This window comes from Acidovorax sp. DMC1 (assembly GCF_056314325.1).
This window is the reverse complement of record NZ_JBQUYO010000002.1, coordinates 273538-284592: the sequence shown is the minus strand read 5'-3', so window position 1 is coordinate 284592 and position 11055 is coordinate 273538. Positions and strand designations below refer to the sequence as shown.

Annotated in this window: 13 protein-coding genes; 5 read left to right on the top strand and 8 right to left on the bottom strand. The window is 66.3% G+C overall.

What is annotated here, in order from left to right:
* Positions 1 to 23: 23 nt before the first annotated feature.
* The 5 genes from ACT531_RS05765 to ACT531_RS05745 all read right to left on the bottom strand — a co-directional run bounded on the left by ACT531_RS05765 (position 24) and on the right by ACT531_RS05745 (position 5089).
* Positions 24 to 1079 carry a GGDEF domain-containing protein gene (locus ACT531_RS05765; RefSeq protein ID WP_015013931.1) on the bottom strand — a complete coding sequence of 352 codons (1056 nt, stop codon included), beginning with the start codon at positions 1077 to 1079 and terminating at the stop codon, positions 24 to 26.
* Between the two features lie 39 nt (positions 1080 to 1118).
* Positions 1119 to 1892, bottom strand: coding sequence for a tRNA (guanosine(46)-N7)-methyltransferase TrmB (gene trmB, locus ACT531_RS05760; RefSeq protein WP_476016802.1), 774 nt, complete (start codon positions 1890 to 1892; stop codon positions 1119 to 1121).
* Positions 1889 to 2845, bottom strand: coding sequence for a tRNA glutamyl-Q(34) synthetase GluQRS (gene gluQRS, locus ACT531_RS05755; RefSeq protein WP_476016997.1), 957 nt, complete (start codon positions 2843 to 2845; stop codon positions 1889 to 1891). The genes trmB and gluQRS overlap by 4 nt, the downstream gene beginning before the upstream one ends.
* Before the next feature lie 65 nt (positions 2846 to 2910).
* Entirely contained in the window at positions 2911 to 4053 is a 1143-nt protein-coding gene (locus ACT531_RS05750) for an NAD(P)/FAD-dependent oxidoreductase (RefSeq protein ID WP_476016801.1), read from the bottom strand.
* A 97-nt stretch (positions 4054 to 4150) separates the two neighbouring features.
* Positions 4151 to 5089, bottom strand: a complete 939-nt coding sequence (locus ACT531_RS05745; protein ID WP_056744595.1) for a LysR family transcriptional regulator — start codon at positions 5087 to 5089, stop codon at positions 4151 to 4153.
* Between the two features lie 104 nt (positions 5090 to 5193).
* Between ACT531_RS05745 and ACT531_RS05740 the strand changes: the two genes are divergently transcribed.
* The 5 genes from ACT531_RS05740 (at position 5194) to ACT531_RS05720 (ending at position 8414) form a co-directional block, all read left to right on the top strand.
* A complete protein-coding gene (locus ACT531_RS05740) occupies positions 5194 to 5895 on the top strand; it encodes a pirin family protein (RefSeq protein WP_015013936.1) in 702 nt (233 codons plus the stop codon).
* Between the two features lie 40 nt (positions 5896 to 5935).
* Positions 5936 to 6349: a DoxX family protein gene (locus ACT531_RS05735; protein ID WP_056063161.1), complete on the top strand. Its 414-nt coding sequence runs from the start codon at positions 5936 to 5938 to the stop codon at positions 6347 to 6349.
* A gap of 153 nt (positions 6350 to 6502) precedes the next feature.
* Entirely contained in the window at positions 6503 to 7057 is a 555-nt protein-coding gene (locus tag ACT531_RS05730) for a flavodoxin family protein (RefSeq protein WP_476016800.1), read from the top strand.
* 59 nt (positions 7058 to 7116) lie between these two features.
* Positions 7117 to 7524, top strand: coding sequence for an OsmC family protein (locus tag ACT531_RS05725; protein WP_476016799.1), 408 nt, complete (start codon positions 7117 to 7119; stop codon positions 7522 to 7524).
* Complete coding sequence (locus ACT531_RS05720) at positions 7521 to 8414, top strand: pirin family protein (RefSeq protein ID WP_476016798.1); 894 nt, start codon at positions 7521 to 7523, stop codon at positions 8412 to 8414. The genes ACT531_RS05725 and ACT531_RS05720 overlap by 4 nt, the downstream gene beginning before the upstream one ends.
* Positions 8415 to 8485: 71 nt before the next feature.
* On the opposite strand, the gene ACT531_RS05715 is transcribed toward ACT531_RS05720, so the two are convergent.
* From ACT531_RS05715 to ACT531_RS05705, 3 genes are all read right to left on the bottom strand, one after another.
* Positions 8486 to 9262, bottom strand: a complete 777-nt coding sequence (locus ACT531_RS05715) for a sulfurtransferase (RefSeq protein WP_476016797.1) — start codon at positions 9260 to 9262, stop codon at positions 8486 to 8488.
* A gap of 85 nt (positions 9263 to 9347) precedes the next feature.
* A complete protein-coding gene (locus tag ACT531_RS05710) occupies positions 9348 to 10202 on the bottom strand; it encodes a MinD/ParA family protein (protein ID WP_015013942.1) in 855 nt (284 codons plus the stop codon).
* Between the two features lie 10 nt (positions 10203 to 10212).
* The gene (locus ACT531_RS05705; protein ID WP_476016796.1) at positions 10213 to 10986 is read right to left on the bottom strand and encodes a GGDEF domain-containing protein; all 774 of its coding nucleotides are present in this window, start codon (positions 10984 to 10986) and stop codon (positions 10213 to 10215) included.
* Positions 10987 to 11055: the final 69 nt, after the last annotated feature.

Below are 11055 nucleotides of genomic sequence, written 5' to 3'. Positions count from 1 at the left end.
GGGCTGGGGAGGGCGCAGCCCGCTCAGAACAATTCGACGTCGTCGTTGGCGACCTTGGTCGCCAAGTGCCCGCTGGCCACCAGATCGTCGTAGAAGCAGACCTGGTTGCGGCCATGTTCCTTGGCGTAGTACAGCGCCTGATCGGCCTGGCCCAGGATTTCGACCGGCGAACCGCGCGTGGTACTCACAAAACCCAGGCTCACCGTCACCTGGCCCACCTGCGGGAAGTGGTACTCCTGCACGGCCAGCCGGAAGCGGTTGAACACCTTGTGGGCAGTGCTCAGCGTGGTGGAGCGCAGCAGCACCACAAACTCTTCGCCGCCAAAGCGGAAGATGCGGTCGTGGCTGCGGAACGAGCTGCGCAGGATGTTGGCGATCAGGATCAGCACTTCGTCGCCATACAGGTGGCCGAAGCGGTCGTTGACCTGCTTGAAGTGGTCGATGTCCACCACCGCCAGCCATTGCTGCACGGGCTCGTTGTCGCTGGCCACGGCGGTTTCTTCGGCTGCAAAGGACTCGGTGACTGCGCCAGACCGGCTGGCCAGCCCGCTCATGGTGTAGCGGGAGAATTGCTCGTCAAACGTCTTGCGGTTGAACAGGCCGGTGAGCGCATCGCGCTCGCTGTAGTCGAGCAGGCTCTGGTAGTTCTGGTACACCTGAAACACGCCCATGAGCACGTCAAGCTTGTGGGCCGAGAACGGGCGCGACTGGGTGATCTCCAGGCAGGTGCTGACCTTGTCGTGCATCCACACCGGCAGCCAGAGCACATGGCGGCCGCGGCGGGGTGAGGCCAGGGCGCGCTCGCCCCGGTTGTCCACGCAGTCCCGCAGGGCGGGGTACTGGTCCAGCGGCTCCCTGCGGGGGTCGGCTGCAGCTTCGGAGTCGGTGGACACCAGCTGGCCGTTATCCACCCAGGTGCGGGGGCGCACATGGGGCACACCGCCCTCCGTGAACAGTTCCAGGGCCCGCACCTCGATGATGCTGCTGAGTTTTTGCAGCGTGGACAGCACCGACACCTCCAGCCGCAGGTGGTCGCGGTGGCCAGTCATCTCCACCAGGTTTTGCAGGATGGGTTTCATAGGCGGTGTGCTGCGGGCCGATCGGGGCATGTCGTTGGGTCAGTTACGGCGCACAAACACCACGTCCCACACCCCATGGCCCAGTCGCAGGCCTCGGTTTTCGAACTTGGTCAGCGGGCGGTAGTCGGGTTGCGGTGCAAAGCCGTCTGCGGTGTTTTGCAGCAGGGGCTCGGCGCTCAGCACCTGCAGCATCTGCTCTGCGTAGGGTTGCCAGTCGGTGGCGCAATGCAGGTAGCCGCCGGGCTTGAGGCGTGCAGCCAGCTTGGCCACCAGCGGGGGCTGGATCAGGCGGCGCTTGTTGTGCTTTTTCTTGTGCCAGGGGTCGGGGAAGAAGATGTGCACGCCGTCGAGGACGCCGGGCGGCAGCATGTGGTCGATCACCTCCACGGCGTCGTGCTGCAGGATGCGGATGTTGGTCAGCCCTTGTTCGCCAATGCGCTTGAGCAGGGCGCCCACGCCGGGCTCATGCACCTCGCAGCACAGAAAGTTGTCGTCAGGCCGCACGCGGGCAATATGGGCCGTGGCCTCGCCCATGCCAAAACCGATCTCCAGCACCAGCGGCGCGCTGCGGCCAAAGGCGGCGGTGGCGTCCAGCGGGGCAGCGGTGTAGGGCAGCACAAAACGCGGGCCGAAGTCTTCAAAGGCCTTGGCCTGGCCCGTGGTGGTGCGGCCGGCGCGGCGCACAAAGCTCTTGATGGTTTTGGGGTGGGTCACACCGGCGGGGGCAGATCCCTGTGCAGTGGGCGCTGTGGGGGCGGGGGAGGCTGCGGGCGCAGCACTGGCGGGGGCGGAGGCTGTGGTCAATTCGGTCACGGTGGGCCATTGTAGTTTCGTCGCCACGCCGCGACCCACTGTGCCAGTGCGTCGGGTATGCAAATGTTGTGCAGATTTGCCACAGCGGGCAAGCCCAGGGCCAGCGCGGCGTGCGACAAGGCCCGTAAGGGGTTGTCCAGGTCCAGCGCCTGCGCGCCGTTTTGTTTGGAGAGCTTTTCGCCGTTGTCACCGCACACCAGCGGGGTGTGCAGATAGCGCGGCGTGGGCAGCCCCAGCGCCTGCTGCAGCAGGATCTGGCGCGGGGTGTTGTCTGCCAGGTCCTCTCCCCGGACCACGTCGGTGATGCCCTGGTCGGCATCGTCCACCACCACGGCCAGCTGGTAAGCCCACAGCCCGTCTGCGCGGCGCAGCACGAAGTCGCCTACGGCGTTAGCCACCTGTTGCTGCTGGCGTCCCAGGCGGCGGTCGTGCCACTGCAGCAGGCCATCTGCTACTGAATATGTAGCGCTGCAGGCATGATCCACTGGCGCAATAGGCTGTTTTGGCTTGAAGTCTGTGACATTGAAGCGCCAGGAGCGCCCCGTGCGGCCGTTCAGCCCCTGGCGGCAAGTGCCGGGGTAGGGCAGCGCCGCATGCCGCTCGCGGGCATGGCCCTGGGCGGCATGGGCGTCTTCGATGTCCTTGCGTGAGCACGCGCAGGGGTAGGCATCGCCCTGCGCCACCAGCTGGTCCAGGGCGCGCTGGTACAGACTGCTGCGCGCAGACTGCCACTGGGGCGGGGCGTCGGGGTGCAGGCCACAGGTGGCCAGTTGCTGCAGGATGAAGGTGTCGGCCCCTGGCACGCAGCGGGGCTGGTCCACATCCTCGATGCGCACCAGCCACCGGCCGCTGTGTGCGCGTGCATCCAGCCAGCTGGCCAGCGCGGCCACCAGAGAACCCGCGTGCAGCGGGCCCGTGGGGGAGGGGGCAAACCGCCCCACATAGCGCCCCACATTGCGCTCCTCTGTGCGTGCTGTGGGGCTGCCCTCGTTGTGCGGCGTTGCTCCTACGCCCCCCGTCATGCCACGGCAAGTGCCAGTTCCAGGCCCGACACAAAGGCATCTTCCAGCCGGTGCCCCAGGCACCAGTCTCCGCAGGCGCCCAGGCCGGCCTTGGCATCCCACAGGTGGCTCTTGCCCAGCGGGTGGGTGGTTTGCGCATAGCGCCAGCGGCGGGTGTCGGCATGCGCAGGCTCGGCCCGGATGCCGGTGACCTCGGCAAATGCCTTGAGCAGCTTGGCCTGCACGCGGGCTTCGTCGTCTTCGAGGTGTTCTGCCGACCAGGCGGGGCTGGCCTGCACCGTCCAGCGCTCCACCACGTTGCGGCCCGGCTTGGACGACTCGCGCGCCAGCCAGGCAATGCGGTGGTGGGTGCTGCGTGCCGCGTTCCATTGCGGGCCCAGCGTGGTCAGGCCCGGGCGCACGGCCTGGGGGTAGGCCAGCATCAGGGTCCAGCAGGGCGCGATGGCGACCTTGGACATGGCGTCGGCCAGCGGGGAGTCGAGCCCGGAGCCGGAAATCAAGGCCTGTGCGGGCACCGAGGGCTGGGCCAGCAGTACCGCGTCAAAGCCCGCATACACATGCTGCTCGCCGCCCGCGCCTTCGGTGCGCAGTTGCCACCCGGGTGCGTTCACGGCGTCGGGTTCGATGCGGGTGACGCGGGTGTGGGTGACCAGCTGGCCTGCCTGGGCCAAGGGTTCCGCCCAGGTGGTCACCAGCGACTGCATGCCTGGGGTGGCGACCCAGTGGGCTTCGCGGTGGGGCAGGCCCACGGCGGCCACCCGGCCTGCGGCGTCCAGCACCTGGACCGAATTGGCGCTCCAGCGCTTGCAGATGCCGGGCACGGTGTCGATGGCTCGGGCAAAGCGCGGGTCGCGCACGGTGAAATACTGGGCACCGGCATCAAAGTTGCCAAAGGGGCTGTCGATGGTGGCGGTGCGGCCGCCGGCCTGGTGGGACTTTTCGAACACCGTCACCCGGTGGCCGGCCTGGACCAGGGTGCGGGCACAGGCAATGCCCGCCATGCCCGCGCCGATGATGGCGAAGTGGCGCTGCGGTTTGCCGGAGGGGGTGACGGGGGTGGCGTGCGCTGCGGAGGCCGCAGGGGCCGGGGCGCTGGTGCGTCGGAGCCGTTTGGCAGGGAGAGGATCAGGTTTGCTCATGGGAGGCCTTTCGGTGACGTTCGGCAAAAGAAATGCGATGCAAAACCAACAGCAACCACTCTACACGCGGTGCCGGCCTGTGCGCACTTGATCAGGGTCACAAATGATGGTGGTTTTCCAGCAGAGCGCGGCGTGTGGCGGGGCTTTGAAGCTGGTTCAGCCACCACTGCAGCGCGCGGCCGGGGGCGGTGAAGCCAGGGCCGCCCCAGGCGTAGTGCACGCGCACGTTGCGCTCCGGCCGGGCCACGCGGCGCGCCACCAGGCGGCCGGCCTCCAGGTAGGGGCGCACCATGGGTTCGGGCAGAAAGCCGCCGCCCAGGCCGCGCAACTGCACGCGCACCTTGGCCTGCATGGTGTCCACCGTCAACACGTCCTGTCCGCCCAGCAGGCCCATGGTGGCGCCGCCACGGGTGGCCGAGTCGGCCACGGCCACGGCGCGGTGCTCCAGCAGCGTGGCGTCGGAGATCGGCTCGGGCGCGGTGGCCAGCGGGTGGTGGGGCGCCACCACGTAGATGAAGAGCACATCGCCCAGCAGCCCTTGCTGCAGGCCGGCCACGTTGTTGCTGGCCACGGATACGCCAATGGCCAGGTCGGCGCGGCCGGAGGTCAGCGCCTCCAGCGTGCCGGTCATGATGCCGTCGCGCAGCTTGAGGCGCGTGGGGGGCTTCATGGCGTAGAACGCGTCCACCAGCTCCAGCAGGGTGTGGGGCGAGATGATGCCGTCCACCGACAGCGTGAGTTGCGGCTCCCAGCCCGTGGCCACGCGGCGCACGCGGTGGGCCACGGCGTCGATGTCCTGCAGCAGGCGCGCGCCTTCGCGCAGCAGCTCTACCCCGGCCTCGGTGGGGCGGGCCTGGCGCGCGCTGCGGTCGAACAGCAGCACGTCCAGTGCGTCTTCGATCTGGCGCACGCGATAGGTGAGGGCGCTGGGCACCAGGCCCAGTTGCCGTGCGGCGGCGGCAAAGCTGCCGGCCTCGGCAATCACCTGCAGCATGGTCAGCGCATCGGGGGTGAGGACGTCGCGGGCGTTTTGCATGGTGGCGCCATGTTAATTCAGATTATTTGAACTTTGCCATCAATCCGTCTGTGCCCGCAGCGGGTGTGGCAGTCCTACAGTCGAGTCTTGAAAGGAGCACTCACATGCTGACTGTTCGTAAATCGCAAGACCGGGGCCACGCCGACCATGGCTGGCTCAATTCCTTCCACAGCTTCTCGTTCGCCGGGTACTACGACCCTGCCCACATGGGCTTTGGCAACCTGCGCGTCATCAACGAAGACCGCATTGCGCCGGGCACCGGGTTTGGAACCCATGGCCACCGCGACATGGAAATCATCAGCTACGTGCTGTCGGGCGAATTGGCCCACAAGGACAGCATGGGCAACGTCAAGGGCATCCCGCCCGGTGACGTGCAGCGCATGAGCGCAGGCACTGGCGTGCAGCACAGCGAGTTCAACCACGCTGCGGGCCAGACCACGCACTTCCTGCAGATCTGGATTGAGCCCAACGTACGCGGCATTCCGCCCAGCTACGAGCAAAAGACCTTTGCCGAGGCGGAAAAGCGCGGCGCCTTGCGCCTGGTGGCGTCGCCCGATGGCGCCCAGGGCTCGGTCAAGATCCATGCCGATGCGGCCTTGTATGCGGGTTTGCTGGATGGGGACGAGTCCGTCACTCTGGCGCTGAACCCCGCCCGCAAGACCTATGTGCACCTTGTGCGCGGCGCGCTGACCGCCAACGGCCAGACCCTGTCGGGCGGCGATGCGCTGCTGATGGAAAAGGAAACCACCTTGTCGTTGACCGATGGCCACGACGCCGAGGTGCTGGTGTTTGACCTGGCCGCCTGATTTTTACTTCGTAACCACTTTCACTCAGGAGTTCTTCACCATGTTCACATCCCTGCAAAACCCCCTGGCTCTGGCGTCGCGCCTGCTGCTGGCCGCCCTGTTCCTGCCTGCGGGCATTGGCAAGCTCACCGGCTTTGCCGGTACCGTGGGCTACATCACTTCGGTCGGTCTGCCCATGCCCACGGTGGCGGCAGCCGTTGCGGCGGCGGTTGAAGTGCTGGGCAGCCTGGCGCTAATCTTTGGCGTGGGCACCCGGTTCGCCGCGCTGGCGCTGGCCTTCTTCACGCTGGTGGCCAGCTTCTTCTTCCATGCCTACTGGAATTTGCCCGCTGACAAGCAAATGATGCAGCAGCTCATGTTCTTCAAGAACGTGGGCGTGACCGGCGGCCTGCTCGCCCTGGCAGCCTTTGGCGCCGGTGCGTGGAGCCTGGACGCACGCCGCTCGGACCGCTGATCCGGTTGGCATAGAAAGGGCCTGCAGCCCGCAGGGGTGCAGGTTCTGGCATTCAATCGCGTGGTTGTTTGTTGTTCTACAGGCAGTTCGTCGGTCGTTTTTTTGGTTTTTCCCCTGGTCTCGTTCCCTCATCGTTTCAACAGGAGTTATCTCATGGCACACATCGCAGTTGTTTACCACTCGGGTTATGGTCACACGCAGCGCCTGGCGCAGGCGGTGGCGGAGGGCGCAGGCGCCCAGCTGGTCGCCATCGATGCAGAGGGCAACTTGCCCGAAGGCGGCTGGGAAACACTGGCTGCCGCCAGTGCCATCATTTTTGGCTCACCCACCTACATGGCCGGCCCGAGCTGGCAGTTCAAGAAGTTTGCCGACGCCTCGTCCAAGCCCTGGTTCAGCCAGGCCTGGAAGGACAAGCTGTTTGCAGGCTTTACCAACAGCGCCAGCACCAACGGTGACAAGCAGATCACGCTGGACTACATGTTCCACCTGGCCATGCAGCACGGTGGCATCTGGGTGGGCAACGGCATGATGCCCGCCAACTCCAAGGCGGCCACGCGCAACGATGTGAACTGGATCGGCTCGTTCAGCGGCGCCATGTCCCAGTCGCCGTCCGACGCCTCGGCTGCCGAGATGTTCCCCGGCGATCTTGAGACGGGCAAGCAGTTCGGCCAGCGCGTGGCCGACGTGGCCCGCCGCCTCGCCCGTTAACGCGAAGCCCCCTTTTGGCGCTACAGTGGCGCGCCCCAATACAACCAGGAGAACACCCCATGGCAGTTGAATTGCGGCGCGTCCCCGGCGCGCCCATGGCCCAGACCGTGCGCATCCGTGCGCACGACCTCGTGGCCGATGGCAGTGTGGAAGAGGGCGGCACCGACAGCGGCCCCAGCCCGCACGATCTGTATGACGCTGCCCTGGGGGCCTGCAAGGCGCTCACGGTGTTGTGGTACGCGCGCCGCAAGGGCCTGCCGGTGGACGATGTGCAGACCGTGGTCGAGCGCGACGCCTCGGCCGAGCGTGCGGGCGTCTACCGCCTCGCGACCCGGCTGCAGGTCAGCGGTGATCTCACCGATGCCCAGATCGCCGAGCTGGAAACCGTGGCGCAGAAATGCCCTGTGCACAAGTTGATGACCACGGTGACGACCGAGATCAGCACTTCGTTGGAGCGTGCACCATGAGCGATACCCCCAGCTTTCTGCCCCTCACGGGCCATGCCAAGGACCTGGGCGGCGGTTTCACCGTGCGCCGCCTGCTGCCCGCTGTGCAGCGCAAGGCCGTGGGGCCCTTCCTGTTTTTCGACCACTTCGGCCCGGTGACGGTGGCACCGGGTGACAGCCACGACGTGCGGCCCCATCCGCACATTGGCCTGGCGACGGTGACCTACCTGTTCTCGGGCGCCATCATGCACCGCGACAGCCTGGGCTATGTGCAGCAGATCGAACCCGGCGCCATCAACTGGATGACGGCAGGGCGGGGCATCGTGCACTCCGAGCGTCGCCCGGAGAGCCTGGCAAACCAGCCCTATGTGAACCACGGCATCCAGCTGTGGGCTGCTCTGCCACTGGCCCACGAAGAAGCCGACCCCTCGTTTGTGCACACGCCTGCTGCGGCCATCCCGCAGGTGCAGGTGGATGGGGCCAGCGTGCGGGTGCTGATCGGCGAGGCGTTTGGTCAGGCCTCACCGGTGGCCACGTATTCGCGCACCTTGTACCTGGACGTGCAGCTGCCTGCGGGCGCCACCCTGGAGATCCCGGCCCTGGTGCCTGAGCTGGCGGTGTACACCGTGGATGCACCGGTGTCGCTGAACGGTGGTGAGGTGCCTGCGCACATCCTGGCCGTGGTGGAGCCCGGCCAGCCTTTGCGTCTGTCGGCAGGTGACAGTGCCGTGCGCCTGATGGTGATCGGCGGCGAGCCGCTGGATGCGCCACGCCACATGTGGTGGAACTTTGTCTCCAGCCGCAAGGACCGCATCGTGCAGGCCGCCAGCGACTGGGAGGCCCAGGCCATGGGCCAGGTGCCGGGCGAGGTGGAGTGGATACCGCTGCCGGAACACCGCTTCAAAGCGTGATCAAAGCGTGATCAGAGTGTGATATTTGGATAAAAATGGGCTGTAGTGCTAGTGAATCAAGCGCTGGCAGCTCATGATTTGATAGCGTTTTCTGCGGCCGCTGAGGGCACATCGGTGGCAAGCCCGGTGTCCAGCACGCGGCGCTCGTCGAACACAAAGCACCCGCCGTGGTAGTGCGCGCCGTCTGTCAGCTCAAAGTATTTCAGGATGCCACCCTCCAGCTGGTAGACATGGGGCAGGCCTTCCTCGCGCATGAGAATGGCGGCTTTTTCGCACCGGATCCCGCCGGTGCAGAAGCTCACCACGGTCTTGTCCTGCAGCTCGGCCTTGTGGGCGCGCAGCGCGGGCGGAAACTCGGTGAACTTGTCGATGCGCCAGTCGATGGCGTTGTCGAACGTGCCTGCGTCCACCTCAAAGGCGTTGCGAGTGTCGAGTGTGACCACTTCGCGGCCTTCGTCGTCGTGCCCCTGGTCCAGCCAGCGGCGCAGCGTGGCCGGGTCTACCGAGGGCGCACGGCCTGCGGCAGGTCGGATGGTGGGGTGGTCCATGCGGATGATCTCGCGCTTGACCTTGACCAGCATCTTGCGAAACGGCACCGTGGCCGACCAGCTTTCCTTGGGTTCCAGGTCGGCAAAGCGGGCATCGGTGCGCAGCTGAGCGACAAACCCCCGCACGGCATCGGCCGGGCCCGCCAGAAAGAAGTTGATGCCTTCCTCCGCCAGCAGGATGGTGCCCTTGAGCTGGGCGGCCACCGCACGCTCATGCAGCACATCGCGCAGTGTGGCGGCATCGGGCAGCGGCACAAACTTGTAGCAGGAGATGTTGAGGACGGTGTCGGTAGGGTTCACGGCAGTAAAAAAGCACAAAGGCCCGCTGGCGGGCCTGTGGGTCACAGTGGCCGGGCTGCGCATTGCGCTGCCGGGCGTTTTCGGGTCATGCCGCCGGTGACAGCAGCGTGGACTCGATCTTGTTGGCCAGCTGCGCAATGGCCAGCGCCGCTGGGCAGCCGGGGGTTTGCAGCAGCAACAACTGGCGGCGCATCACGGCATCGCGCACCGAGGGGTCGGCCGGGATGTCGCCCATGTGGATCAGGCGCATGGGTCGGCCGGACTCGGTGCTCACAAAGCGGTCGAGCACCTGCTGCAGCTGGCTGGTGATGGCGCGGCCATCGCCAGGACGCGCGGCCTGGTTGATGACCATGCGCACATGTTGGCGCTTTTGCTGCATGGCCAGTACCTTGATGGCGGCGTAGGCATCGGTGAGCGAGGTGGGTTCGGGCGTGGCCACAATCAGCACCTCGGACGCCAACGACACCGAGAACAGCACCACGTCGGAGATGCCGGCACCGGTATCGAGCAGCACCACGTCGTAGCGCGGCGTGAGTGCCTGGATCACGTTCAGGAACTGGTTGCGCACCTCGGGCGTGAGGCGCGAATACTCCACCATGCCCGAGCCGGCCAGCAGCACATCAAAGCCACCAGGCGCGGCGATCACGGCGTCGTCCAGCGCGGCTTTGCCGGTGAACACGTCGTGCAGGGTTATCTTGGGGTGCAGATTCAGCACCACGTCCAGGTTGGCCAGGCCCAGGTCGGCGTCGAGCACCAGCACGCGCTGGCCTCGGCGGGTGAGGGCTGCGGCCAGGTTGGCCGATACGAAAGTCTTGCCCACACCACCTTTGCCGCTGGTCACCGCAATGATGCGGGCACCAGAAGCGGCCGAGGCCAGGGGGGCGGCAGGGCCTGCAGGGGCTGCAGGCGTGGTGGGTTGTGGGGACAGCGCGTCGCTCATCATCTAACTTTCAGTAGGCGCTGCCTGTTGGGTTGGGGTCCAGTGGAGGCAGATCGCCCCAACCCGAGGGGGTGTAGAGCGGGCCAAACAACAGGCTTTTCTCTTCGGCACTGACGGTGCTGTCGGGTTGTTCCTCGATGCTGACACGGTTGCGGCCCGACGCCTTGGCCTGGTAGAGCTGGTGGTCGGCACGGTCGGTCCACAGCAGGGTGGTGGAGCGGATCCACTGCATGGCGAACGCGCCACCAATGCTCACCGTCACATTCAGCTCCACCGTCGGGGAGATGCGGATGGGCGTGTTGGCCACTGCGCGCCGGATGCGTTCTGCCACCACCCGGCCAAAGGCGGCCTGGCAGGCGGGCAGCACCACCGCAAATTCTTCGCCGCCGTAGCGGGCCAGGGTGTCCATGGGGCGCACACAGGCGCTGAGCGTGCGGGCTACCGACTGGAGCACCACATCGCCAGCCAGATGGCCGTGGGTGTCATTCACCCTTTTGAAGTGGTCGATGTCCAGCATCAGCAGCAGGGCTGCCTCGCCGGAGCGTGTGACGCGATCGATTTCGCGTTCCAGCACGGCGCGGAAATGTCTGCGGTTCGCCAGTCCCGTGAGCGGGTCTTTGAGCGACAGCTCGCACAGGCCATCGATAAGGCCCTGCAAATAAAGGGAAGGCACCTCGCGGTGCAATGCTGCCTCGCTGCCGCCGACCTGAGCCACCAGTGCGTGGGCAGTATCCAGGCGAAGGTCGCGCAGATCTACCAGATGAGAGGCCGCAGAGTCAGACACAAATTGGAACAAAAAGAGTTGAGCAAGTGTACCAGCGCGTCAGCAAGAACAAGGCCGTGGCACAGCAGT

Excerpts from the sequence above, each read along its gene's own strand:
- ACT531_RS05745 (WP_056744595.1), bottom strand. The coding sequence starts at position 5,089 with ATGCAAAACGCCCGCGACGTCCTCACCCCCGATGCGCTGACCATGCTG.
- ACT531_RS05750 (WP_476016801.1), bottom strand. The coding sequence starts at position 4,053 with ATGAGCAAACCTGATCCTCTCCCTGCCAAACGGCTCCGACGCACCAGC.
- ACT531_RS05735 (WP_056063161.1), top strand. The coding sequence starts at position 5,936 with ATGTTCACATCCCTGCAAAACCCCCTGGCTCTGGCGTCGCGCCTGCTG.
- ACT531_RS05730 (WP_476016800.1), top strand. The coding sequence starts at position 6,503 with ATGGCACACATCGCAGTTGTTTACCACTCGGGTTATGGTCACACGCAG.
- ACT531_RS05740 (WP_015013936.1), top strand. The coding sequence starts at position 5,194 with ATGCTGACTGTTCGTAAATCGCAAGACCGGGGCCACGCCGACCATGGC.
- ACT531_RS05720 (WP_476016798.1), top strand. The coding sequence starts at position 7,521 with ATGAGCGATACCCCCAGCTTTCTGCCCCTCACGGGCCATGCCAAGGAC.
- ACT531_RS05765 (WP_015013931.1), bottom strand. The coding sequence starts at position 1,079 with ATGAAACCCATCCTGCAAAACCTGGTGGAGATGACTGGCCACCGCGAC.
- ACT531_RS05725 (WP_476016799.1), top strand. The coding sequence starts at position 7,117 with ATGGCAGTTGAATTGCGGCGCGTCCCCGGCGCGCCCATGGCCCAGACC.
- ACT531_RS05710 (WP_015013942.1), bottom strand. The coding sequence starts at position 10,202 with ATGAGCGACGCGCTGTCCCCACAACCCACCACGCCTGCAGCCCCTGCA.